We start from the raw sequence: 23,046 nt of genomic DNA on the forward strand, positions 1-23,046 counted from the left end.
CGCTTCAGCTCACAATTTAGTAACATTCTTTTGCTGACTGACCGCCTCTTTGGTGTCAAAAACATCCCCAGAACGGCAATTTGTTTATTAATTGTTATTTATATGTTTCATTTCTGACTATTAATTAACACTACCATGTCCGTCCAGTTTAAAAAAACATCATATATTTAACCATTTTTTAACCAAATTAGATCTAAAAAAAAACAATAATGGGCGTGCATCACATTTAGAAAAACTGCGATTCATTCCCTCTTCCCTTCGTTGCTAGTCTCCTCTCCGTGACATGCCTCAGTCCCTAATAAAAAAGGTACACCTATGAAATTCAAACTCGCATTACTCAGTGCAACCCTGATTTCTGCATGCATGTTGTCCGGTACGGCCGTTGCGGCGGATAAGTATGAAATCGCAGTGGTGGCGAAAGTCACCGGGATCCCATGGTTCAACCGGATGGAAACCGGCGTCAATGAAGCCGCGAAAAAACTCAACGTTAACGCGTACCAGACCGGTGCCGCTACGCCCGATCCCGCTCAGCAGGTGAAGGTGATTGAGGATCTGATCGCCAAGAAAGTAAACGCCATTATTGTGGTGCCTAACGACGCCAAAGTGCTGGAGCCGGTGCTGAAAAAAGCGCGCGATCAGGGCATCGTGGTGCTGACGCATGAATCCCCTGACCAGCAGATCGGCCAGTGGGATATCGAAACCATCGACAGCGAAAAATATGCTCAGGCCAACATGGACGAGCTGGCGAAAGACATGGGCGGCAAAGGCGGCTATGCCATTTACGTCGGGTCGCTGACCGTGCCTCTGCACAACGCCTGGGCGGATTCCGCCATTAAATACCAGAAAGAAAAATACCCGGATATGTTTGAAGTAACTTCGCGCCTGCCGGTGGCGGAGAGCATCGACAAATCCTACTCCACTACCCTTGATCTAATGAAAACGTATCCGCAGATGAAAGGCGTTATCGGCTTTGGTTCCCTCGGCCCAATCGGTGCGGGCCAGGCAGTACAGAAGAAACGCGCTAAGGATAAACTGGCGGTGGTCGGCATTGCCATGCCGGGCCAGGCGGCACCTTATCTGATGCGCGGCGACATTAAAAAAGCGCTGCTCTGGGATCCTAAAGATGCCGGTTATGCGCTTGTCACCGTGGCCGACCAGCTGCTGCAGGGCAAAGCCGTCACCAAAGACCTGACCATTGACGGTCTGGGCAAGGCCGATGTCGACATGGATAAGAAAGTGATCCGCTTTAACAAGATCCTCGAAGTCACCAAAGATAACGCTCAGTCACTCGGTTTCTAAGGCACTTAAGCCAACACCAGGTAAACCGGAACGCCGGTCAATTGGCCGGCCTTCTCCAACAAGATTATTTTGTCGCGCCCACGTCGGGCGCCGGCAGGGGCATTACCCATGACCGACACTTCCGCATTTATCACTCTTGAGAATATCAGCAAGGAATTCCCGGGCGTGCGGGCGCTGGATAACGTCAATCTGACGCTCAAAAAAGGCGAAGTCCATTGCCTGGCCGGACAAAACGGCTGCGGTAAAAGCACGATCATCAAAGTAATTTCCGGCGTCTATCACCCGGAAAAAGGAGCGCAGATTGCCCTCGACGGCAAACTGTTCCACAGCCTGACACCCACGCTGTCCGCTCATTACGGCATCCAGGTGATCTACCAGGATCTCTCTTTGTTCCCCAATTTCAGCGTGGCCGAGAATATCGCCGTGCACCGCTACCAGCCCGGCGGCAGTCTGTGGGTTAACCGTAGCGCGATGAAAGCCCAGGCGCTGGCGGCCATGAAACGCATCGGCGTGTCGCTAGATCCTGACAAAAAGGTGGAAAAACTGTCGATAGCCGACCGCCAGCTGGTCGCGATTTGCCGAGCCATCGCCGCCGATGCCCGGCTGGTTATCATGGACGAACCGACAGCGTCTCTGACTCGCCAGGAGGTTAACGGCCTGCTGCGGGTAGTGAATGAACTCAAAGCGGACGGAATTTGCGTGGTCTTTGTCAGCCACCGCCTGGACGAAGTGATGGAAGTCGCCGACCGCATCAGCGTCATGCGCGACGGGAAGCTGGTCGGCACCTGGCAAGCCAGCGAGCTGGACAGCAATGAGCTTGCCTTCCTGATGACCGGGCAGCGCTTCCACTACAGCCCTCTCCCGGAAAAACCGCCGGTAGAAAAACAGCCGATGCTGGAGCTGCGAGGCCTCAGCCGCAAGGGCAAATATCACAATATCAATCTGTCGCTACGCAGCGGCGAGATTGTTTCCATCGTGGGCCTGCTCGGATCGGGCCGTACCGAACTGTGCATGAGCCTGTTCGGCATGACGCAGCCGCAGAGCGGTGAAATGCTGATCGACGGCGTGCCGGTGACGTTCCGTAATAACCACGATGCGATAAAACACGGCATCGGCTACGTCTCTGAAGATCGCCTCACCCAGGGACTGATCATGGAGCAGTCGATCTACGACAACACCATCGTTACCGTCTTCGATCGGCTCCATACCCGCAGCGGCCTGCTCGATCATGAAAAAGCCCGCAACCTGGTGGCCGATCTCATTCGCGAACTGAACATTAAAGTCTCCGATGCCGGACTGCCGGTAAAAACACTTTCCGGCGGCAACGCTCAGAGGATCGCCATCGCCAAATGGGTGGCGACTAATCCACAAATATTAATTCTCGACTCGCCCACGGTGGGCGTGGATATCGCCAACAAAGAAGGGATTTACCAAATCGCCCGCTCTCTGGCGGAACAGGGGCTGGCGGTGCTGATGATTTGCGATGAAATCCCGGAAGCGTATTACAACAGCCACCGCGTGCTGGTGATGCGCCGGGGCGAGCTGGTCGCAGAATTTAATCCTCATCGCAGTAGCGAGCAGGACATTGCTGAGGTGGTCAATGAATAACCCTCGTTTTTCGCGCCTGGTCGGGCAACATGAATTCTGGCTGGGGCTGCTGGTGATTGCGCTGGCCGTTGGCCTGAGCATAAGCACCGATGAGTTTTTGTCGCTCGGTAACCTGACGGACGTCGCCACCAGCTACGCCATTCTCGGCATTCTGGCCTGCGGGCTTTTCGTGGTGCTTATTTCCGGGGGGATTGATATTTCGTTCCCGGCGATGACCGCGATTGCCCAGTACGTAATGGCAAGCTGGGTGATCGCCCACGGCGGTAACTTTGCGCTGGCGCTGGTGATTTCTATTGCCGTGGGGCTGCTGCTCGGGCTTATCAACGGCTTCCTGGTGTACTGGCTGCGGGTCCCGGCGATCATCATCACCATTGCCACCCTCAACGTTTACTACGGCCTGCTGGTTTACCTCACCAAAGGCACGTGGCTGTACGGCTTCCCGGACTGGTTTATGAACGGCATTAACTGGTTCTCTTTCACCGCCAATGACGGTTACCAGTATGGGCTAACCCTGCCACTACTGTGCCTGGCTGCAGTTATCATTTTTACCGCCGTGCTAATGAACTACACGCGCCTTGGCCGCCAGATTTATGCCATGGGCGGCAACCGCGAGGCGGCGTCCCGTCTGGGGATGAACCTGCTTAAGCTGCATTTTTACGTCTACGGCTACATGGGGATTTTGGCCGGTATTGCCGCCGTCGTTCAGGCGCAGATCACTCAGTCAGTTGCCCCAAACTCGCTGCTGGGCTTTGAGCTGACGGTGCTGGCGGCGGTGGTACTCGGCGGGACAAGCATGAGCGGCGGGCGCGGGACGCTCACCGGCACCCTGCTCGGGGTTATCCTGCTGGCTTTCTTACAAAACGGCCTGACGCTGCTGAGCGTGTCCTCTTACTGGCACGCCGTGTTCAGCGGCGTGATTATCCTGGTCAGCATCAGCGCCACGGCCTGGAATGAAAAACGCAAACTCGCAAGGGAGCTTTGAGATGAAAACCTTCGCCAGATTTTTACCCGGTGACGCCATCATCCGGCTGCAGTGCGTGATTATTGTGGTGGTCGCCGTGGCGTTTTCGCTGCTGCTGGGCGGGCGTTTCTTTAGCCTCGCCAACTTCCAGTCCATCGGCTCTCAGCTGCCTATTCTCGGCATGCTGGCGCTGGGGATGGGAATGACGATGCTGACCGGCGGGATCAACCTGTCGATTATTGCCGGAGCGAACGCCTGTTCGCTGGTGATGGCGGCGATTATCGTCAGTCACCCGGATAACCCGCTGTTCTTCGCGCTGGCGCTGCTGGCAGGTATTGCCGTCGCGGTGGCTATCGGCACGCTAAACGGCGCGCTGGTCGCCTGGGTCGGCGTTTCGCCTATTCTGGCGACGCTCGGCACCATGACGCTGATTTCCGGCCTCAACATTTTGCTGTCTAACGGCACGGTGATATCCGGCTTCCCGGCGGCGATTCAGTACCTGGGCAACGCCACGCTGCTCGGGATCCCGGTCGCGCTGCTGCTGTTCCTGCTGGTTGCCGTTTTACTCTGGGTACTGCTGGAGCACACCACGCTCGGGCGCAGTCTCTACCTGGTCGGCTCCAACGAACAGGCGACCCGCTACAGCGGCGTCAACACCGTGCGGGTGCAGATATCGGTGTACGTCATTTCCGCCCTGCTCGGCTGGGTGGCGGCCATTCTGATGATGGCTAAATTCAACTCGGCCAAAGCCGGGTACGGCGAGTCTTACCTGCTGGTGACCATCCTTGCCTCGGTGCTGGGCGGCATTAACCCGGACGGCGGTTTTGGCCGCATTATCGGCCTGGTGCTGGCGCTCATCGTGCTGCAAATGCTGGAAAGTGGCTTTAATTTGCTGGGGATCAGCAGCTATCTGACGATGGCGCTCTGGGGCGCGGTGCTAATCCTCTTTATCGCATTACAGAATCGTAAAGCCTGAGTTCAGGAGAATCATTATGGCGAGTTACTTCATTGGGGTGGATGTAGGGACGGGAAGCGCCCGCGCGGGCGTCTTTGACCTGAATGGCAGAATGGTAGGCCAGGCCAGCCGGGCGATTGAGATTCATCGCCCACAGGCAGATTTCGTTGAGCAATCCTCGGACAACATCTGGCAGGCGGTCTGCAACGCGGTGCGGGATGCGGTAAACCAGGCCGATATTAACCCGATTCAGGTTAAGGGGCTGGGCTTCGACGCCACCTGTTCTTTGGTGGTGCTGGATAAAGAAGGCAAGCCGCTGACCGTGAGCCCTTCCGGACGCAGCGAACAAAACATCATTGTGTGGATGGATCACCGGGCCATCACCCAGGCCGATCGAATTAATGCCCTGCACCACCGCGTGCTGGACTACGTGGGCGGGATCATTTCCCCGGAGATGCAGACGCCAAAATTGCTGTGGCTCAAGCAGCATATGCCGAATACCTGGTCGAACGCGGGCTACTATTTTGACCTGCCGGATTTCCTGACCTGGCGTGCCACCGGGGATGACACCCGCTCGCTTTGTTCCACCGTCTGTAAATGGACCTACATGGGCCACGAAGACAAATGGGACAGCAGCTACTTCCGCCAGATTGGGCTGGAAGACCTGCTGGAGCACGACGCAGAAAAAATTGGCCGCTATGTAAAAACTATGGGCGAGCCGCTGGGCCACGGCCTGACCCAGCGTGCCGCCAGCGAAATGGGGCTGATTGCCGGTACCGCCGTCAGCGTCTCGATTATTGATGCCCACGCCGGGACGCTCGGCACGCTAGGCGCCTGCGGCGTTTCAGGTGAAGTGGCAGACTTTGACCGCCGCGTGGCACTCATCGGCGGCACCTCGACCGGCCATATGGCGATTTCAAAAGAGGCTCGCTTTATCAACGGCGTTTGGGGCCCGTACTACTCCGCCGTGCTGCCGGGCTACTGGCTAAACGAAGGCGGCCAGTCGGCCACCGGGGCGCTGATCGATCATATTATTCAGTCTCACCCGTGCTATGAAACGCTGCTTGCCCAGGCGAAGACTCAGGGGCAAACCATTTACGAACTGCTCAACGCCCTGCTGCGTAAAATGGCCGGGGAGCCGGAAAACATCGCCTTCCTGACGAAGGATATGCACATCCTGCCCTACTTCCACGGCAACCGCTCACCGCGCGCAAATCCGACGCTGACCGGCGTCATCAGCGGGCTGAAGCTTTCCCGCACGCCGGAAGATATGGCCCTGCAGTATCTGGCGACGATTCAGGCGATTGCGCTTGGCACTCGCCATATTATCGAAACCATGAACCATAGCGGCTACACCATCGACACCGTCATGGCGAGCGGCGGCGGCACCAAAAACCCTATCTTCGTTCAGGAGCACGCCAACGCCACCGGCTGTGCCATGCTGCTGCCGGAAGAGAGTGAGGCGATGCTGCTGGGTAGCGCAATGATGGGCACCGTGGCGGCCGGCGTGTTTGACTCCTTCCCCGAGGCGATGTCGGTGATGAGCCGCATCGGTAAAACGGTCACCCCGCAGACCAACCGCATCAAACAGTACTACGACCGTAAATACAAAGTGTTCCACGAGATGTATCTCGACCACATGAAATACCGCCAGCTGATGCAGGAGGAAGCATGAGTCACTCATGGCAGCAGGCCGTAAACGCGTGGCAAACCTGCAGCCGCGAGCTTGCGGCGCTGGAACAGCATTTGAGCGAGCCGCAGTGGCTCGCCTTACTGGCCGAACTGAGAAACTGTAAAGGCAAGATTGTGGTGACCGGCGTCGGCACTTCCGGTATCGCGGCGAGGAAAATTGCCCATATGCTCGCCTGCGTCGAGCACCCGGCCATCTATCTCAACGCAACAGATGCGGCACATGGGGACCTGGGTTTCTTACGTGAAGACGATCTGATGATTATGCTTTCGCGCGGAGGAAATTCTGACGAGCTAACGCGTCTGCTGCCGGGCCTGGCGGCCAGAAAAGTGCCGCTCGTCAGCGTTACTGAGAACCCGGATTCGGCCATCGCCAAAGCGGCCAGGCTGGTGATTTCTACCGGCGTGAAGCAAGAAATGGATCCGCTTAACATGCTGGCGACCACGTCAATAATCCTGGCGCTGGCGATTTTTGACGCCGCCTGCGCCTGCCTGATGAGCGAGAGCGGCTACTCGAAAGAGACGCTGCTGGCGGTTCATCCCGGCGGGGACGTTGGGCTGACGCTCAGCCAGCAGAAATAAAAAAGGCTCCCGATTGGGAGCCTTCTACATTTCAGCTTAACGGTTATGCGTAAACCGGGAAGCGGGCACAGATATCCAGCACTTTACCTTTAACGCGCTCAATGACCGCTTCGTCATTGATGTTGTCCAGAACGTCACACATCCAGCCAGCCAGCTCTTTCACTTCGGCTTCTTTGAAACCGCGGCGAGTCACAGCCGGAGAACCGATACGGATACCGGAAGTCACGAACGGGCTCTTCGGATCGTTTGGTACGCTGTTTTTGTTCACGGTGATGTTGGCACGGCCCAGGGCTGCATCAGCTTCTTTACCGGTCAGGTTTTTATCCACCAGATCCAGCAGGAACAGATGGTTTTCAGTCCCGCCGGAGACCACTTTGTAGCCACGGTTCAGGAACACTTCCACCATCGCTTTGGCGTTTTTGGCAACCTGCTGCTGGTAAACCTTGAACTCTGGCTCCATCGCTTCTTTCAGCGCTACGGCTTTGGCCGCGATAACGTGCATCAGCGGGCCGCCCTGGGCGCTAGGGAATACGGCAGAGTTCAGTTTCTTATAAAGATCTTCGTCGCCACCCTTCGCCAGGATCAGGCCACCGCGTGGACCTGCCAGGGTTTTGTGGGTGGTGGTGGTCACAACGTGAGCGTGTGGCACCGGGTTCGGGTAAACGTCTGCGGCAATCAGGCCCGCAACGTGCGCCATGTCGACAAACAGGTAAGCACCGATGCTGTCTGCAATTTCGCGCATCTTAGCCCAGTCAACCACGCCGGAGTAGGCAGAGAAGCCGCCGATGATCATCTTCGGCTTGTGCTCTTTAGCCTGCTTCGCCATGTCTTCGTAGTCAATTTTACCGGACTCATCAATACCGTAAGGAATGATGTTGTACAGCTTACCGGAGAAGTTAACCGGGGAGCCGTGAGTCAGGTGGCCGCCCTGTGCCAGGTTCATGCCCAGCACGGTATCGCCCGGCTGCAGCAGCGCGGTGTATACCGCGAAGTTAGCCTGGGAACCGGAGTGCGGCTGCACGTTCGCATAGTCTGCGCCAAACAGCTCTTTTGCACGGTCGATAGCCAGCTGCTCGACGATGTCCACGTATTCGCAACCGCCGTAGTAGCGTTTGCCCGGGTAACCTTCAGCATATTTGTTTGTCAGCTGAGAACCCTGAGCCTGCATCACGCGCGGGCTGGTGTAGTTTTCGGAGGCGATCAGTTCAATGTGCTCTTCCTGACGTACTTTCTCTTGCTCCATGGCCTGCCACAGTTCGGCATCGTAATCGGCAATGTTCATTTCACGCTTTAACATTCGCATCTCCTGACTCAGCTAACGGTAAAAATTTTACTGCAATGAGGGGGCCCATTTGGGCGACGGGCAACAGTGTAAACCGAAACCCTTTCGGGTGATAGGGCTTGACAGAGGTTTTTACGCAAACGATTACCCAGGCATGAAATAAGGCTTTCAGGCAATAAAAGAAGCGCTTTTTTGCCGGATATTTCTTCATCAATGATATGCGTATTTTTCATGTTCTGTGAGCCTGGTCGTTAAGAACGATAACCCATTTACAACATAAGGCCATTTCTATAAGATGCATTTAAAATGCAATTTATAAACTACGCTGTTTATGGAGACCACCATGCTAGACGCACAAACCATCGCCGTTGTTAAGTCGACCATCCCACTGCTGGCCGCCACCGGCCCCAAGCTTACCGCTCATTTCTACGAGCGTATGTTCAGCCATAACCCTGAGCTGAAAGAGATTTTTAACATGAGCAACCAGCGCAACGGCGACCAGCGTGAAGCGCTGTTCAACGCCATTTGCGCCTATGCGGCTAACATTGAAAACCTGGCCGCCTTGCTGCCTGCGGTAGAGAAAATCGCCCAGAAGCACACCACCTTCCAGATAAAGCCAGAGCAGTACAACATTGTGGGCGGTCACCTGCTGGCCACCTTAGACGAGCTGTTCAGCCCCGGGCAGGAAGTGCTGGACGCCTGGGGAAAAGCCTACGGCGTGCTGGCGCAGGTCTTCATTAACCGCGAGTCGGAAATTTATCAGGATAATGCCGCTAAGCAGGGCGGCTGGGAAGGCACTCGGCCGTTCACCATCGTTGAGAAAAAAGAACAAAGTTCGCTGATTACCAGCTTTGAACTGATTCCGCTCGACGGCGGCCCGGTGGCGGATTACCAGCCGGGGCAGTATCTTGGCGTCTGGCTGAAGCCCGTCGGTTTCCCACATCAGGAAATTCGCCAGTACTCTTTGACCCGCCAGCCGAACGGTAAAAGCTACCGTATTGCCGTTAAGCGCGAAGATAAGGGCATGGTCTCAAACTGGCTGCACAATCACGCACAGGCCGGGGATCGGGTGCACCTCGCCTCGCCGGCAGGTGATTTCTTCATGGACGTGAAACCAGAAACGCCGGTGACGCTGATTTCCGCGGGCGTGGGCCAGACGCCGATGCTCTCCATGCTCGATACGCTGGCCAACAGCGGCCATCAGGCGCAGGTCAACTGGCTGCACGCCGCCGAACACGGCGAGGTCCACGCGTTTAACGAGGAAGTGAAAAGCCTTGGCGCGAAGCTGCCGAAGTTTGAAAGCCACGTCTGGTACCGCGAGCCGTCCGCAGAGGATCGTGCTCAGGCGCGCTTTAACCGCACAGGATTGATGAACTTGCTGGAAATTGAAGGGAAGTTAAGCGACCCGGCGATGCAGTTCTATCTCTGCGGCCCGATCAACTTCATGCGTTTTGCCGCAGAACAACTGGTGAAAATTGGCGTGGATAAAGACAGTATTCACTATGAGTGTTTTGGCCCGCATAAGGTGATGTAGTTCAGTACTAATTCCCCTCACCCCAGCCCTCTCCCCAAAGGGGCGAGGGGGCGAAGGACAGGATCTGTCCAGAGAGAGGGGAAAAATCTACATCAAATCGCCGCGTCGTCTTCTTCACCGGTACGAATACGCACCACGCGCGCCACATCGAAGACGAAAATTTTGCCGTCGCCTATCTTGCCGGTCTGAGCCGTACGAATAATGGTATCCACGCAGGTATCAACGATGTCGTCGGTGACCACGATTTCAATTTTTACTTTTGGCAGGAAGTCCACCATGTACTCGGCACCGCGGTACAGCTCGGTATGCCCTTTCTGACGGCCAAAGCCTTTGACTTCCGTCACCGTCATGCCGGTAATGCCAACTTCAGCCAGCGCTTCACGCACATCATCCAGTTTGAAAGGTTTAATAATCGCATCAATTTTTTTCATGGTATTACCGGTATCCCCGCGCGGCGTTTTGTACTGTTAGTAATCGGTTGCTCACACTATCACAGCCTACTCTTTAAAGTCATTGGCCTCGAGTTCATGCCTGGCCAGTAATTTATAGAATTCGGTTCGGTTACGCCCCGCCATGCGCGCGGCATGGGTGACATTTCCTTTGGTAATTTGCAGTAGCTTACGTAAATAGTTTAGCTCGAACTGGTTACGGGCTTCGACAAATGTCGGCAAGGCGGTGTTTTCACCCTCCAGCGCCTGTTCCACCAGCGCTTCGCCAATCACCGGAGCCGAAGTTAGCGCCACGCATTGCTCAATGACGTTCACCAGCTGGCGCACATTACCCGGCCAGCTCGCCGTCATCAGGCGCTTCATGGCGTCGGTCGAAAAGCTACGAACGAACGGCTTATGCCGGTCAGCGGACTGACGCAATAAATGATTCGCCAGCAGCGGGATATCTTCAGCACGTTCGTGCAAGGCAGGAATTTTGAGGTTCACGACGTTGAGGCGATAGAAGAGATCTTCACGAAACTCCCCACGCTCCATCGCTTTCGGCAAATCCCGGTGCGTAGCGGATATAATGCGCACGTCAATATCCAGATCGCGGTTACTGCCGAGCGGGCGAACTTTCCGCTCCTGTAAAACGCGCAGCAGTTTCACCTGCAGCGGGATAGGCATATCGCCAATTTCATCGAGGAACAGCGTCCCGCCTTCCGCCGCCTGGAACAGCCCTTCACGGCTGCTGACCGCGCCGGTAAACGCCCCGCGTGCATGACCAAACAGCTCGGACTCCAATAGCTGCTCCGGTAACGCGCCACAGTTAATGGCGATAAAAGCTTTTTTACTGCGCGGGCTGGCGTTGTGTATCGCCTGGGCCAGAATTTCTTTCCCGGTGCCGCTTTGGCCGTTTATCAACACGCTGACGTCCGACTGCGCCACCATGCGCGCCTGCTCGAGCAAACGCTGCATAATCGGGCTGCGGGTCACGATGGTGTCGCGCCACATGTCATCCCCGGCGATGACCGTGTGCTCAAGCGCATTGTCGATAGCCTGATAGAGCGCGTCCCTGTCCACCGGTTTGGTGAGGAAGCTGAACACGCCTTGCTGGGTCGCAGCCACCGCGTCAGGAATAGAGCCATGCGCAGTCAGAATAATCACCGGCATCCCGGGCTGGCCTTTTTGGATCTCCGCGAACAGCGCCATGCCGTCCATTTCATCCATTCTGAGATCGCTTATCACCAGATCGATTTTTTCGCGCGCCAGGACTTTCAGCCCCTCAGCCCCGCTTTCAGCCGTGGTGACCGTATAGCCCTCGCTCGACAGGCGCATCCCTAGCAGCTTGAGCAGGCCTGGGTCATCATCCACTAATAATAAGCGCGCGGGTTTCCTTTGCGTCATGGTTTTGCCTCCGGCTGCGGTTTGTTTGGAGCGCCGCTATCGTCGTCGTCATTGTCATCCGAACTGTGCGTGTCGGGTGCAAGATTACTTCCCGGCTTGCGGCTTGAAAGCTGACGCTCAATGTCGGTCAAATTTTCCAGCTTGCGCGTAGTGAGATCGAGCTGGCCGCGAAGGCGCTGCTGCTGCTCCCGCAGCGTATCCAGTTCGCCATCGGTTGACTGCTGCAGCTTGCTGTAGCGCGTACGCTCATCTGAGAGCTTAAGCTGCGACAGCTGCCCGTCACGCCAAATCTCAAACAGAGAGCGAACCTGCACCGGCACTTCATGGGTCATGGTGTCGAGCTGGGTCATGTAGCGGCGGCGCTCGGTCGGCGTAATTTTAGCCGTAGAGAGCAAAATGCCGCGCTTAAACGTATCCTGCCAGGTTTCTGCCGGCCACTGGCGAGCTTCCGCCCTGGCTTCTGCCGGCGGCAGGCGCTGGGCACAGTCCATGCCGCGGAGCCAGTAAAGCGGGTTACTGCTGACGTCATGCCCCGTCAGCGCCCATATTTCGCTACAGTCCGTGGACAGATAATCAGGAATTTGTTGTTCCGGGATATGCGGTTTGTGGGCCTCATCCAGGCTGCTGGACACGCTTGATGGGGCACATCCTGCCAACAACGTCGCGCCGACCAGCGCCCCAGATACCCAGCAAATCAGGCGAGCCAAAGACCCGCGGCGTGGTTCACGCAATAAAAGTACTTTCATCGTTTTAGTCATTCTCAGGGAAAACCGGTAATTCGATACGGAAGCACACTTCCGCGCTGTTAGCGTTAATCAGGCTAAGTTTTCCGTGCATACGTCGAATGCAATCCCTGGCGATACTTAATCCCAGGCCACTTCCCTTTACGGAGCCCTTCCGCTGGTGACTCCCCTGGAAGAACGGCTCAAAAATCATCTCTTGTTCCGTGGCCGGAATCGGCTCGCCGGTGTTCGCGACCTCAATATACAGGCTCGCGCCCACCTGCAAACTCCGGAGGTAAATGGTACCGGATTCACTGCCGTAGTGCACCGCATTGGAGTAGAGATTATCCAGCACGCTCATTAGCAGCGTAGCCTCTGCCAGGCAGGCTTTTGGGCTTAATTGAATCTCGGTATGCATCATTTTAGCTCTCGCCGGCAGGCTGTGGGCAGAGATAACCATTTCCACAATCGGGGCCAGTTCGACCCTTTCCAGCGTGACCGTCCCGTCTGCCAGCTTGCGGTTATAGTCCAGCAGTTGTTCGATCAATTTCTGCAGGTGACGGCTGCTGTCATCCAGGATGGCAACAACCTCTTTCTGATCGGCATTTAGCGGCCCGGCAACCTGGTCGGCAAGCAGTTCTGTCCCTTCCCGCATGCTGGCAAGAGGGGTTTTTAATTCATGGGAAAGATGGCGGAGAAACTCGTGGCGCTGGGATTCAAGCCAGGACAGGCGTTCACTGAGCCAGACAATGCGCTGCCCAACGGAACGTAGCTCTCTTGGCCCTTTAAACACTTCGCTGTTGCCGAGCGAGCGCCCTTCTCCCAGCCGGTTGATCATCCGCTCGATACCTTTAACCGGGCCGATAATCATGCGGGTGAAGACGATCACCAGCCCCAGGCTGAGCAGAAACAGCACTAAAGCCTGCCAACCGAAGAACTGGCCTCGTTCGGCAATTTCCTGCTGCAGTTGCTGCCCGCGAGAGAACACCACCGTCCGCGTGGCCTGCACCATTTCAGCATTGGTTGAGGCGAATTGTTCCAGCTGGTTTGCCGCAGGGGCTTCCGGCCCGCTGTTTTTACATTTGAGTTCCGCCAGATCGCTCAAAGACTGGCTGAGCGATTGATAGAGTTTCGGATCGGGTAATACGGAGGCGTGTGCCTCAAGCATTTGAGCGTAACGCTGACGCTGCCCTTGATAAAGCTGGGCAAGGCGCAAGTCGTCGAGCACGCAATACTGCCGGTAGCTTCGCTCCATTTCCAGCGCGATGTTGGTCATTGCCTCGCTACGCCGGGCATCAATCAACGTGGTGCGATTGGTCAACGCGGCCTGTGCACTCAGGGCGTTCAGGCTTTGCCACGCCTGCCACGCAAGCACCAGCAGCGGCACCAGCACCAGTAAAAAGGCCATCATGACAAGCTGGCGCAAAGATCGAGGGAAAAAATGCCACTGGTTCAATAGCTTCATCTCACATTACCTGTATGACACGATGCTAGCCGCGATTGCGCGTGGTGGAAAGGTGCGATTCCCGGAAATGACAAAGGCAGGGTCAAAAACCCTGCCTTTGCTTAGGAATTAGGCGGCGCCTTACTCAACGTTTCGCCCGGAGCATGATAAGCCATAAGGCATTTATCAAAAATTGGACGGCAGGCACCTTTTTGTGCGTCATTCGGCGGTTTATGTAGTCTGTCTAAGAAGACGCTGACATAAGAGATTGAATGAGCCACTGGCTGTTATTAAGCATGTATCGTGCCAAGTTTATAAAATAAAACATAACAAATTGTTTTAATTAAGCTTAATACTAATTCATGGAGGATATATTTTGCTATTTTTTTGCTCTCAGTGTCGCCATTTAACAACACTCTTTAACATCTCTCATTACACCATTATAAATCAATCACTTAAATGTCTCCATTTGGAGACATATTAAAAGCAAGTGTGTCGGGATTTAGTGACAAAAAAAGCCCCTCACCCTGGCCCTCTCCCCAGAGGGGCGAGGGAAACGGATCGGAGCCTTTTGGTAGCTTCTTGCTCTACAGAAGCAAGGGAACGGAATCGAAGCCTTTCAGCTCTTTTCCCCCTCTCCTTTTAGGGAGAGGGTCGGGGTGAGGGTAATCAGCCCAGCTGTTTACGCGCGTTACGGAAAATGCGCATCCACGGGCTGTCCTCGCCCCACTCTGCCGGGTGCCAGGAGTTGCTCACGGTACGGAACACGCGCTCTGGGTGCGGCATCATGATGGTGACGCGCCCGCTTTCGTTGCTCACCGCAGTGATCCCGTTCGGCGAACCGTTCGGGTTAGCCGGGTAGGTTTCACTCACTTTCGCGAAGTTATCCACGAAGCGCAGCGCCACCAGCCCTTTGCTTTCAAGCGCGGCGAGATGAGCGGCATCACGCACTTCCACACGACCTTCGCCGTGAGAAACCGCGATAGGCATATGGGAACCGGCCATGCCCTGCAGCAGCAGCGACGGGCTGGAGGTCACCTCAACCAGGCTGAAGCGCGCTTCAAAGCGATCGGACTGGTTACGCACAAAGCGCGGCCACAAATCACTGCCTGGAATCAGTTCACGCAGGTTGGACATCATCTGGCAGCCGTTACAGACGCCAAGCGCCAGCGTTTCCGGGCGATGGAAGAAGGTTTCAAACTCATCGCGCACGCGAGCGTTGAACAGGATGGACTTCGCCCAACCTTCACCAGCCCCCAGCACATCACCGTAGGAGAAACCACCGCACGCCACCAGCGTATGGAAGCTTTCCAGGCCGGTGCGGCCAGCCAACAGGTCGCTCATATGCACGTCGATGGCGTCAAAGCCCGCGCGGTGGAAGGCGGCCGCCATCTCAACGTGGGAGTTAACGCCCTGCTCACGCAGGATAGCCACTTTAGGACGCGCGCCCGTAGCAATGTACGGCGCAGCAATATCTTCTTTGATATCGAAGCTCAGCTTCACGTTCAGGCCAGGATCGTTATCGTTCGCCTTCGCGTTGTGCTCTTCGTCGGCGCAGTCCGGGTTATCCCGCAGACGCTGCATCTGCCAGGTGGTCTCTGCCCACCACATACGCAGCGTGGTGCGGCTTTCGCTGAACACAGCATGCCCGTCAGCGCTGATGGTGAAGCGGTCACCTTCGACGGCTTTACCAAGATAATGCACACAGTCTGCCAGGCCATGCTTAGCCAGCAGCGCCTCGACGGCCTCACGATCTTCAGCCCGAACCTGGATCACGCCGCCTAGCTCTTCGTTAAACAATGCGGCCAGGCGGTCGCCGCCGAGGCTTGCGATGTCAACGTCCACGCCGCAGTGGCCGGTAAAGGCCATTTCAGCCAGGGTCACCAGCAGCCCGCCGTCGGAACGGTCGTGCCAGGCCAGCAGTTTGCGATCCGCAACCAGCGCCTGCATCGCGTCCCAGAAACCTTTCAGTTGCTCAACGCTGCGAACGTCAGCAGGTTTGTCGCCCAGTTGACGATAAACCTGAGACAGCGCGGTCGCGCCCAGCGCGTTATGACCTTTGCCTAAATCAATCAGCAGCAAGGCGTTATCTTCAGTGCTCAGCTGCGGAGTCACGGTGCCACGCACGTCTTCCACGCGGGCAAAGGCGGTAATCACCAGCGACAGCGGAGAAGTCATCTCGCGCTGCTCGTTACCTTCCTGCCAACGGGTTTTCATCGACATGGAGTCTTTACCCACCGGAATCGTGATCCCCAGCGCCGGGCAAAGCTCTTCGCCAACGGCCTTAACCGCTTCATACAGGCCAGCGTCTTCGCCCGGGTGACCGGCTGCGGCCATCCAGTTCGCAGACAGCTTAATGCGCTTCAGGGAACCAATCTGGGTTGCCGCGATATTGGTTAATGCTTCACCTACGGCCAGGCGACCGGATGCCGCAAAGTCCAGCAGCGCAACCGGCGCACGTTCACCAATAGACATCGCTTCGCCGTAGTAGCTGTCCAGGCTGGCGGTAGTCACCGCGCAGTTTGCGACCGGGATCTGCCACGGGCCAACCATCTGATCGCGGGACACCATACCGGTTACCGTGCGGTCGCCGATGGTCACGAGGAAGGTTTTTTCAGCCACGGTCGGCAAGTGCAGAACGCGTTTCACAGCATCGGCAATTGAAATTTCGCTGCTGTTGAAGGCATCGCCTTTGGCTTTCAGCGTCTCGACGTTACGCTCCATCTTCGGCGTTTTGCCCAGCAGCACGTCCAGCGGCATATCGATAGGCTGGTTATCAAAGTGGCTGTCGTTCAGCGTCAGATGCTGCTCGGTGGTGGCTTCGCCAATCACCGCATACGGCGCGCGCTCGCGGCGGCAAAGTTCGTCAAACAGCGGCAGCTGCTCTGGCGCAACGGCCAGCACATAGCGTTCCTGAGATTCGTTACACCAGACTTCGAGCGGACTCATGCCCGGTTCGTCGTTAAGAATATCGCGCAGTTCGAAGCGACCACCGCGGCCGCCGTCGCTAACCAGTTCAGGCATAGCGTTGGACAGGCCGCCCGCGCCAACGTCGTGGATAAACAGAATCGGGTTGTCTTCGCCCATCTGCCAGCAGCGGTCGATCACTTCCTGGCAGCGGCGTTCCATTTCTGGGTTATCACGCTGAACGGAAGCAAAATCTAAATCGGCATCGGACTGGCCGGACGCCATCGACGACGCTGCGCCACCGCCAAGGCCGATGTTCATCGCCGGGCCACCCAGCACAATCAGTTTGGCGCCTGGGGTGATTTCGCCCTTCTGCACATGGTCGGCCCGGATGTTACCGATGCCGCCGGCGAGCATAATAGGTTTGTGGTAGCCGCGCAGCTCTACGCCGTTGTGGCTGTTAACCTGCTCTTCGTAGGTACGGAAGTAGCCGGTCAGCGCCGGACGGCCAAATTCGTTGTTGAATGCCGCCCCACCCAGTGGGCCTTCGGTCATGATGTCCAGCGCGGTAACGATGCGGTCTGGCTTACCAAAGTCCTGCTCCCACGGCTGTTCAAAGCCGGGAATGCGCAGGTTGGAAACGGAGAAGCCGACCAGACCCGCTTTTGGCTTAGCGCCACGCCCGGTAGCGCCTTCGTCGCGGATTTCACCGCCGGAACCCGTTGCTGCACCCGGCCACGGAGAGATAGCGGTCGGGTGGTTGTGGGTTTCAACCTTCATCAGGATATGCGCCTCTTCCTGATGGAAGTCATAGCGCCCTGCTTCACGGTCGGCGAAGAAACGGCCGACGGCTGAACCTTCCATGACCGCCGCGTTGTCTTTATAGGCAGACAGCACGTAATCTGGCGTTTTCTCGAAGGTGTTTTTGATCATCTTGAACAGCGATTTTGGCTGCTTCTGCCCATCGATGATCCAGTCGGCGTTAAAGATCTTATGGCGACAGTGTTCGGAGTTCGCCTGAGCAAACATGTACAGTTCAATGTCGTTCGGGTTGCGGCCAAGCTTGTTGAACGCATCCTGCAGGTAGTCGATTTCGTCTTCCGCCAGCGCCAGGCCGAGGCGAATATTCGCCTCCACCAGCGCGTTACGCCCCTTGCCGAGCAGATCTACGCTCTGCACAGGAGCCGGTTGCTGCTGGGTAAACAGCTGCTGCGCATCGTTCAGAGAGGTAAACACGCTCTCCATCATGCGGTCGTGCAGCAGCGCGGCAACGTCCTGCAGCTGTGCAGCGGTCAGCGTACTGCCGGTAACGTACCAGGCCACGCCGCGCTCAAGGCGCTTAATCTGCGGCAGGTCACAGTTGTGGGCGATATCGGTAGCTTTAGAAGACCAGGGGGAGATGGTGCCAGGGCGCGGAGTAACCAGCAGCAGGGTGCCTTCCGGCGCGTGCTCTGCGAGGGTTGGACCATACTTCAAAAGCCGCTGCAGGCGGGCAAGCTCGTCGGCGTTCAGCGGCGCCTCGAGGTCGGCAAAATGAACATACTCGGCATAAATATCGCTTACCGGGAGGTTAGCATCGTTAAAACGGGCCAGGAGTTTGTTAATACGAAATGCCGAAAGAGCAGGCGAACCACGCAGAATTTCCATCATTAAAGATCTCTCGTCTTCAGGGCGAAGGGGGGAAAACGGGCGTCATTATAGAGAATCCTCCGCCATGACGAAACCGTTTGCGTAGAAATAACAGCAGAAGTTTTTATTGCACGAAAAGTAAACGATATATTCTTAAAAGTTGCTTACTGGCGTTTTCTTACGCAAAATGCGCCTCATTCACTGACGGGGTTCAGACAAATCATGGTTATTGTTGGCTAAGGCTTATCCTGCTGCAGAATGTTATCTATTTGAAAAGAATAAAGATTAATTATCTGCTTATCGGTATCGTCACCTTGTTGCTGGCAGTGGCTTTATGGCCCTCCATTCCAGGTTTCAATCAGGCCGAAAACCGTATCGCCGCGATCAAAGCGCGGGGAGTTTTGCGCGTCAGTACCATTTCATCGCCGCTCACCTGGACGATGATTAACGGCAAGGCAACGGGCCTCGATTACGAACTCGCGAAACAGTTTGCAGACTATTTGGGCGTGAAGCTGTTAGTGGTCGTGCGGCCAAACATCAACGCGCTGTTTGATGACCTGGATAATGACAATGCCGACCTGCTTGCCGCAGGACTGGTGTATAACTCTCGCCGCAGCAGCGACTACCAGGCAGGGCCAACCTATTATTCCGTTTCGCAGCAGATGGTCTACCGCGTGGGCAGCCCGCGCCCTAAATCGCTCGGTGGCGTCAAGCCTTCACAGCTGGTGCTCTCTTCCGGCCAGGCCGTGGTGAGCGATCTTCAAAAGCTAAAAGAGGCTCAGTACCCCGAACTGAGCTGGAGCATTGACGCCAAACAGACCAGCAACCAGCTCTTGCAGCAGGTAGTTGATGGCAATATCGCGTTTACCATCTCGGACTCCATCGCCATCAGCCTTTTCCAGCGCGTACATCCTCAACTGGCCGTTGCCCTGGACGTTACCGATGAGCAACCCGTCACCTGGTTCTCAAAACGTGATGGCGACGACAGCATGAGCGCCGCGCTGCTCGATTTCTATAATAAGATCAGCAGCGACGGTACGCTGGCAAGGGTTGAAGAGAAATACCTGGGGCATATCGGCGATTTTGATTACGTCGATACCCGAACCTTCCTGAACGCGGTGGATGCCGTTTTACCGGAACTTCAGCCGCTGTTTGAAAAGTATTCTGACGATATTGACTGGCCGTTGTTGGCCGCGATTTCCTACCAGGAATCCCACTGGGATACTCACGCCACCTCACCAACGGGCGTGCGCGGGTTAATGATGCTGACGAAGAATACGGCCCAGAGCCTCGGCATCACCGACAGACTTGATGCAGAACAGAGCATCAGCGGCGGCAGTCGCTATCTGAAAGATATGATGAGCAAAGTGCCGGCCACGGTACCGGAATACGAGCGCATCTGGTTCGCGCTGGCGGCTTATAACATGGGCTATGCCCACATGCTGGATGCCCGTCAGCTAACGGCCAAACAGAAAGGCAACCCGGACAGCTGGGCCGAGGTGAAAACACGCCTGCCGCTGCTGAGCCTGAAGCCTTATTACAGCAAAACAACCTATGGATATGCTCGTGGGCACGAGGCTTACGCGTATGTGGAAAACATCCGCAAGTATCAGCTAAGTCTGGAAGGGTATTTGCAGGAGAAACAGAAGAAGGCGCTCCAGGTGGACAAGTTTGCCGAGGCCTACCCTGCGGTTGCCCCGGTTGAGTTGGCTAGTCCGTCTTACGGGCCTTTTCCTTTAGGGCCTTTTTCTCAAGACGACGAGCGCGAAAAAAATCGCTCAGCATGGCTGAGCACTCTGACGCGAGCACCCCTTCACTGACCTGCACCTGATGGTTCATCCCAGGATGACCGAGAACGTCCATCAGCGAGCCTATCGCCCCGGTTTTAGCGTCGCGCGCCCCAAACACTAAGCGGCCAATGCGGCTATGCACCATCGCCCCAGCGCACATGACGCAAGGTTCAAGCGTGACGTAGAGCGTGGTATCCAGCAGACGGTAATTTTGCAGTACCAGCCCGCCCTGGCGCAGCGCCATGATCTCCGCGTGAGCCGTAGGATCGTGACGGCCTATCGGGCGATTCCAGCCTTCACCTATGACCTGATTATTGTGTACCAGTACCGCACCAACGGGCACTTCCCCTTCATCCCAGGCTCGCTGAGCGAGGGTCAGAGCGTGACGCATCCAGTGTTCATGGGTAAATTCTGTGTCTGACACAATGCTCTCCGCAGCAAAAGTGGGCGGCGCATTATACACACCGCTTAACGGATTCAAAACGCCTCACTCGAGCTGCTGCAGCTCCCCGTGAGGCGTGACGCGCCAGCGGTGCTCGCAGAAATACAGCAGCGGATTATCCTGATGGCTGTCGCTGTAGCCGCTATAAAGCCGCAGCGGCGCACCGAGATGCTGCTCCAGCTGAACCACTTTCTCATGGCCGAGACAGCGCAGGGTCAGTATCCACCCGCCGTAAGCTCGCGCAATCTGGCTCGCAATCACGTTCACTTCCGGCAGCCACGGCGTATCAAAATAGACTTTTTCCACCAGCGGCTGCGGCGAGCCGGTAATCAGCCAGACGTCGGCGTCCGGGCTGTGCAGGTACTCCGTGAGACGCTGCTGGACGACGGGGAATGCTCTCACCTTCTGCCGAAACCAGGCGACAAACTCACTTTGCAGTTGCTCAAGCCGGGTCTCGCTGCGACCAAATGTGATGCCCCATAGCAGCAGGCTCATCGGCTGACGGGCTGCGCTCCCTTTGATCAGCATCATGCCGCCAATCAGCGGCAGCAACATAATAACCAACGGCACGTTCAGCGGCAGGCTGCGCAGGAGATAAAACAGGAAACTGCCGAACATGTCCTGCTGATGCAGGGTGCCATCCAGGTCAAAAAAGACGACGCGGCGAGGGTGATGAATTGTCAATACGGGCTCCTTTAAGACTCGCGTTCACGAAACAGCGCAAACTAAAGCCTAACAGATAGCCCTGCGGTTTTCCGCGCTCGTGCCAGACCGACGCTCATGACACAACAGAATATTTAATTCGGAAACATTGCTCTATAATGGAATTTATAATTCGCTCAGATGCTTACCAGAGCAAGTCGTTATCAGAAGTGCCGCCCCGGAGGTGAAATGAACTGTTTACTGCGCATTCGAAGCCGTTACGCCATGCTGGCCCAGAGTGACCGCAAGCTGGCCGACTTTTTGCTCGCTGAGCCCGATCGCGCACGCCATCTCAGTTCACAACAGCTGGCGGAAGAAGCCGGCGTCAGCCAGTCCAGCGTCGTGAAATTCGCGCAGAAACTGGGGTTCAAGGGCTTTCCGGCGATGAAACTGGCCATCAGCGAAGCGCTGGCGAGCGGCCAAAATCCCAACTCCGTCCCGGTTCACAACCAAATTTTAGGTGACGATCCGCTGAGGCTTGTTGGCGAGAAATTGATTAAAGAGAATATCGCGGCGATGCATGCCACGCTGGATATTAATGCGGAAGAGAAACTGCTGGCGAGCGTTTCGCTGCTGCGCAATGCGCGGCGCGTGCTGCTGGTAGGAATCGGCGCATCAGGCCTGGTGGCGAAGAATTTTTCGTGGAAGTTGATGAAAATAGGCATCCATGCCGTCGCCGAGCAGGATATGCATGCCCTGCTGGCAACCGTGCAGGCGATGACGCCGGAAGACGTGCTGCTTGCTATTTCTTACTCGGGCGAGCGCCGGGAGATCAACCTGGCCGCCGATGAAGCGCTTAACGCCGGGGCGAAAATCCTCGCGATTACCGGCTTCACGCCTAACGCTCTGCAGCAACGCGCCAGCCTGTGTCTCTACACCATCGCAGAGGAACAGGCTACGCGTAGCGCGGCCATCTCCTCCACCAGCGCCCAGATGATGCTGACAGATCTGCTATTTATGGCCCTGGTGCAGCAGGATCTGGAAAACGCGCCGGAGCGGATCCGCCAGAGTGAGGCGCTGGTGAAGAAGCTGGTTTAGGGTTTCGCATTTGCCGGAAATTTTTTATACAGCGTGGAAACACCGACATCGTAAATAATCGCCACCTGCTGCCTGGTTTCTCCGGCAGCAATTAACCTCCCGGCCTGCGCCCATTGCGTTGCCGACAGTTTCGGCCGCCGCCCCCCAATTCGCCCTTCCGCTCTGGCCGCAGCCAAACCGGCCCGGGTTCTTTCGACGATAAGCTCGCGCTCCATCTCGGCTAGCGCACCCATCACGTGAAAGAAAAAGCGCCCCATCGGCGTGGAAGTATCAATGCTGTCCGTCAGGCTGCGGAAGTTAATCCCGCGCGAACGCAGCTCTTCAATCAGTGAAACAAGGTGGCGCATGCTGCGCCCCAATCTGTCCAGCTTCCAGACGACCAACGTGTCGCCTTCACTGAGCGTCTTGAGTACCTTTTTTAACCCTGGCCTGTCCGCCGTTTTACCGCTGATTTTATCCTCAAAAATCAGCTCACATCCTGCGCACTCCAGCGCATTTTTCTGCAGCGCGGTGTTTTGGTCATTTGTTGACACCCTGACGTACCCTACCAGCATGAAGTTTTGCCTCATAAAAGGCTGAAAGCATGCCACGGAGAGGCAGGATGTGCATTTTCTTAAAGGTTGGTTT

The 23,046-nt window shown here is 56.2% G+C and carries 19 protein-coding genes; 9 read left to right on the forward strand and 10 right to left on the reverse strand.

Annotated features, from left to right (window positions below; all coding sequences use genetic code 11):
• Positions 1 to 315 precede the first annotated feature (315 nt).
• The 6 genes from CNE01S_RS15330 to CNE01S_RS15355 all read left to right on the forward strand — a co-directional run bounded on the left by CNE01S_RS15330 (position 316) and on the right by CNE01S_RS15355 (position 7,094).
• Positions 316 to 1,299, forward strand: coding sequence for an autoinducer 2 ABC transporter substrate-binding protein (locus tag CNE01S_RS15330; protein WP_038479923.1), 984 nt, complete (start codon positions 316 to 318; stop codon positions 1,297 to 1,299).
• Between the two features lie 108 nt (positions 1,300 to 1,407).
• A complete protein-coding gene (locus CNE01S_RS15335; RefSeq protein ID WP_061277191.1) occupies positions 1,408 to 2,907 on the forward strand; it encodes a sugar ABC transporter ATP-binding protein in 1,500 nt (499 codons plus the stop codon).
• Entirely contained in the window at positions 2,900 to 3,889 is a 990-nt protein-coding gene (locus tag CNE01S_RS15340; protein WP_061277192.1) for an ABC transporter permease, read from the forward strand. The genes CNE01S_RS15335 and CNE01S_RS15340 overlap by 8 nt, the downstream gene beginning before the upstream one ends.
• Before the next feature lies 1 nt (position 3,890).
• Positions 3,891 to 4,844, forward strand: coding sequence for an ABC transporter permease (locus CNE01S_RS15345; protein ID WP_008459449.1), 954 nt, complete (start codon positions 3,891 to 3,893; stop codon positions 4,842 to 4,844).
• Between the two features lie 16 nt (positions 4,845 to 4,860).
• Positions 4,861 to 6,498 carry an FGGY-family carbohydrate kinase gene (locus CNE01S_RS15350; protein WP_061277193.1) on the forward strand — a complete coding sequence of 546 codons (1,638 nt, stop codon included), beginning with the start codon at positions 4,861 to 4,863 and terminating at the stop codon, positions 6,496 to 6,498.
• Complete coding sequence (locus CNE01S_RS15355; RefSeq protein ID WP_061277194.1) at positions 6,495 to 7,094, forward strand: KpsF/GutQ family sugar-phosphate isomerase; 600 nt, start codon at positions 6,495 to 6,497, stop codon at positions 7,092 to 7,094. The genes CNE01S_RS15350 and CNE01S_RS15355 overlap by 4 nt, the downstream gene beginning before the upstream one ends.
• 43 nt (positions 7,095 to 7,137) lie before the next feature.
• Here CNE01S_RS15355 and glyA read toward each other — a convergent pair whose 3' ends face one another.
• Complete coding sequence (glyA, locus tag CNE01S_RS15360) at positions 7,138 to 8,391, reverse strand: serine hydroxymethyltransferase (RefSeq protein WP_038479905.1); 1,254 nt, start codon at positions 8,389 to 8,391, stop codon at positions 7,138 to 7,140.
• 14 nt (positions 8,392 to 8,405) lie between these two features.
• Complete coding sequence (locus CNE01S_RS25315) at positions 8,406 to 8,609, reverse strand: hypothetical protein (protein ID WP_138089245.1); 204 nt, start codon at positions 8,607 to 8,609, stop codon at positions 8,406 to 8,408.
• A 110-nt stretch (positions 8,610 to 8,719) separates the two neighbouring features.
• On the opposite strand from CNE01S_RS25315, the gene hmpA reads away from it, so the two are divergent.
• Positions 8,720 to 9,910 carry an NO-inducible flavohemoprotein gene (gene hmpA, locus CNE01S_RS15365; RefSeq protein WP_061277195.1) on the forward strand — a complete coding sequence of 397 codons (1,191 nt, stop codon included), beginning with the start codon at positions 8,720 to 8,722 and terminating at the stop codon, positions 9,908 to 9,910.
• A 92-nt stretch (positions 9,911 to 10,002) separates the two neighbouring features.
• Here the strand turns inward: hmpA and glnB are convergent, their stop codons facing one another.
• The 5 genes from glnB to purL all read right to left on the reverse strand — a co-directional run bounded on the left by glnB (position 10,003) and on the right by purL (position 18,468).
• Positions 10,003 to 10,341: a nitrogen regulatory protein P-II gene (gene glnB / locus CNE01S_RS15370; RefSeq protein ID WP_002438074.1), complete on the reverse strand. Its 339-nt coding sequence runs from the start codon at positions 10,339 to 10,341 to the stop codon at positions 10,003 to 10,005.
• Positions 10,342 to 10,407: 66 nt separating this feature from the next.
• Positions 10,408 to 11,745, reverse strand: a complete 1,338-nt coding sequence (gene glrR, locus CNE01S_RS15375) for a two-component system response regulator GlrR (RefSeq protein ID WP_008459460.1) — start codon at positions 11,743 to 11,745, stop codon at positions 10,408 to 10,410.
• Complete coding sequence (gene qseG, locus CNE01S_RS15380; RefSeq protein WP_425430203.1) at positions 11,742 to 12,491, reverse strand: two-component system QseEF-associated lipoprotein QseG; 750 nt, start codon at positions 12,489 to 12,491, stop codon at positions 11,742 to 11,744. Before qseG ends, glrR begins: the two co-directional genes overlap by 4 nt.
• Positions 12,492 to 12,495: 4 nt before the next feature.
• Positions 12,496 to 13,932, reverse strand: a complete 1,437-nt coding sequence (locus CNE01S_RS15385) for a sensor histidine kinase (protein ID WP_061277197.1) — start codon at positions 13,930 to 13,932, stop codon at positions 12,496 to 12,498.
• Between the two features lie 648 nt (positions 13,933 to 14,580).
• Positions 14,581 to 18,468 (reverse strand): phosphoribosylformylglycinamidine synthase, encoded by a 3,888-nt coding sequence (gene purL, locus CNE01S_RS15390; protein WP_061277198.1) that lies wholly within the window; start codon positions 18,466 to 18,468, stop codon positions 14,581 to 14,583.
• A 248-nt stretch (positions 18,469 to 18,716) separates the two neighbouring features.
• On the opposite strand from purL, the gene mltF reads away from it, so the two are divergent.
• Complete coding sequence (gene mltF / locus CNE01S_RS15395; protein ID WP_061277199.1) at positions 18,717 to 20,267, forward strand: membrane-bound lytic murein transglycosylase MltF; 1,551 nt, start codon at positions 18,717 to 18,719, stop codon at positions 20,265 to 20,267.
• Here mltF and tadA read toward each other — a convergent pair.
• The gene (gene tadA, locus CNE01S_RS24520; RefSeq protein WP_425430210.1) at positions 20,158 to 20,628 is read right to left on the reverse strand and encodes a tRNA adenosine(34) deaminase TadA; all 471 of its coding nucleotides are present in this window, start codon (positions 20,626 to 20,628) and stop codon (positions 20,158 to 20,160) included. The genes mltF and tadA overlap by 110 nt on opposite strands.
• Before the next feature lie 96 nt (positions 20,629 to 20,724).
• Entirely contained in the window at positions 20,725 to 21,357 is a 633-nt protein-coding gene (yfhb, locus tag CNE01S_RS15405; RefSeq protein WP_061277203.1) for a phosphatidylglycerophosphatase C, read from the reverse strand.
• A gap of 213 nt (positions 21,358 to 21,570) precedes the next feature.
• On the opposite strand from yfhb, the gene CNE01S_RS15410 reads away from it, so the two are divergent.
• Positions 21,571 to 22,419, forward strand: a complete 849-nt coding sequence (locus CNE01S_RS15410) for a MurR/RpiR family transcriptional regulator (protein WP_045783570.1) — start codon at positions 21,571 to 21,573, stop codon at positions 22,417 to 22,419.
• Here CNE01S_RS15410 and CNE01S_RS15415 read toward each other — a convergent pair.
• Positions 22,416 to 22,973 (reverse strand): recombinase family protein, encoded by a 558-nt coding sequence (locus tag CNE01S_RS15415; protein ID WP_061277201.1) that lies wholly within the window; start codon positions 22,971 to 22,973, stop codon positions 22,416 to 22,418. The genes CNE01S_RS15410 and CNE01S_RS15415 overlap by 4 nt on opposite strands.
• Positions 22,974 to 23,046: the final 73 nt, after the last annotated feature.

The sequence above is a fragment of the Cedecea neteri NBRC 105707 = ATCC 33855 genome (assembly GCF_001571265.1).
Taxonomy (GTDB): domain Bacteria; phylum Pseudomonadota; class Gammaproteobacteria; order Enterobacterales; family Enterobacteriaceae; genus Cedecea; species Cedecea neteri.

Coding starts and splice junctions, on each gene's coding strand:
- purL (WP_061277198.1), bottom strand. CDS start 18,468: ATGATGGAAATTCTGCGTGGTTCGCCTGCTCTTTCGGCATTTCGTATT.
- glnB (WP_002438074.1), bottom strand. CDS start 10,341: ATGAAAAAAATTGATGCGATTATTAAACCTTTCAAACTGGATGATGTG.
- hmpA (WP_061277195.1), top strand. CDS start 8,720: ATGCTAGACGCACAAACCATCGCCGTTGTTAAGTCGACCATCCCACTG.
- CNE01S_RS15385 (WP_061277197.1), bottom strand. CDS start 13,932: ATGAAGCTATTGAACCAGTGGCATTTTTTCCCTCGATCTTTGCGCCAG.
- CNE01S_RS15345 (WP_008459449.1), top strand. CDS start 3,891: ATGAAAACCTTCGCCAGATTTTTACCCGGTGACGCCATCATCCGGCTG.
- CNE01S_RS15335 (WP_061277191.1), top strand. CDS start 1,408: ATGACCGACACTTCCGCATTTATCACTCTTGAGAATATCAGCAAGGAA.
- glyA (WP_038479905.1), bottom strand. CDS start 8,391: ATGTTAAAGCGTGAAATGAACATTGCCGATTACGATGCCGAACTGTGG.
- CNE01S_RS15350 (WP_061277193.1), top strand. CDS start 4,861: ATGGCGAGTTACTTCATTGGGGTGGATGTAGGGACGGGAAGCGCCCGC.
- CNE01S_RS15415 (WP_061277201.1), bottom strand. CDS start 22,973: ATGCTGGTAGGGTACGTCAGGGTGTCAACAAATGACCAAAACACCGCG.
- CNE01S_RS15355 (WP_061277194.1), top strand. CDS start 6,495: ATGAGTCACTCATGGCAGCAGGCCGTAAACGCGTGGCAAACCTGCAGC.
- qseG (WP_425430203.1), bottom strand. CDS start 12,491: ATGAAAGTACTTTTATTGCGTGAACCACGCCGCGGGTCTTTGGCTCGC.
- CNE01S_RS15330 (WP_038479923.1), top strand. CDS start 316: ATGAAATTCAAACTCGCATTACTCAGTGCAACCCTGATTTCTGCATGC.
- CNE01S_RS15340 (WP_061277192.1), top strand. CDS start 2,900: ATGAATAACCCTCGTTTTTCGCGCCTGGTCGGGCAACATGAATTCTGG.
- CNE01S_RS25315 (WP_138089245.1), bottom strand. CDS start 8,609: ATGAAAAATACGCATATCATTGATGAAGAAATATCCGGCAAAAAAGCG.
- CNE01S_RS15410 (WP_045783570.1), top strand. CDS start 21,571: ATGAACTGTTTACTGCGCATTCGAAGCCGTTACGCCATGCTGGCCCAG.
- tadA (WP_425430210.1), bottom strand. CDS start 20,628: ATGCGTCACGCTCTGACCCTCGCTCAGCGAGCCTGGGATGAAGGGGAA.
- glrR (WP_008459460.1), bottom strand. CDS start 11,745: ATGACGCAAAGGAAACCCGCGCGCTTATTATTAGTGGATGATGACCCA.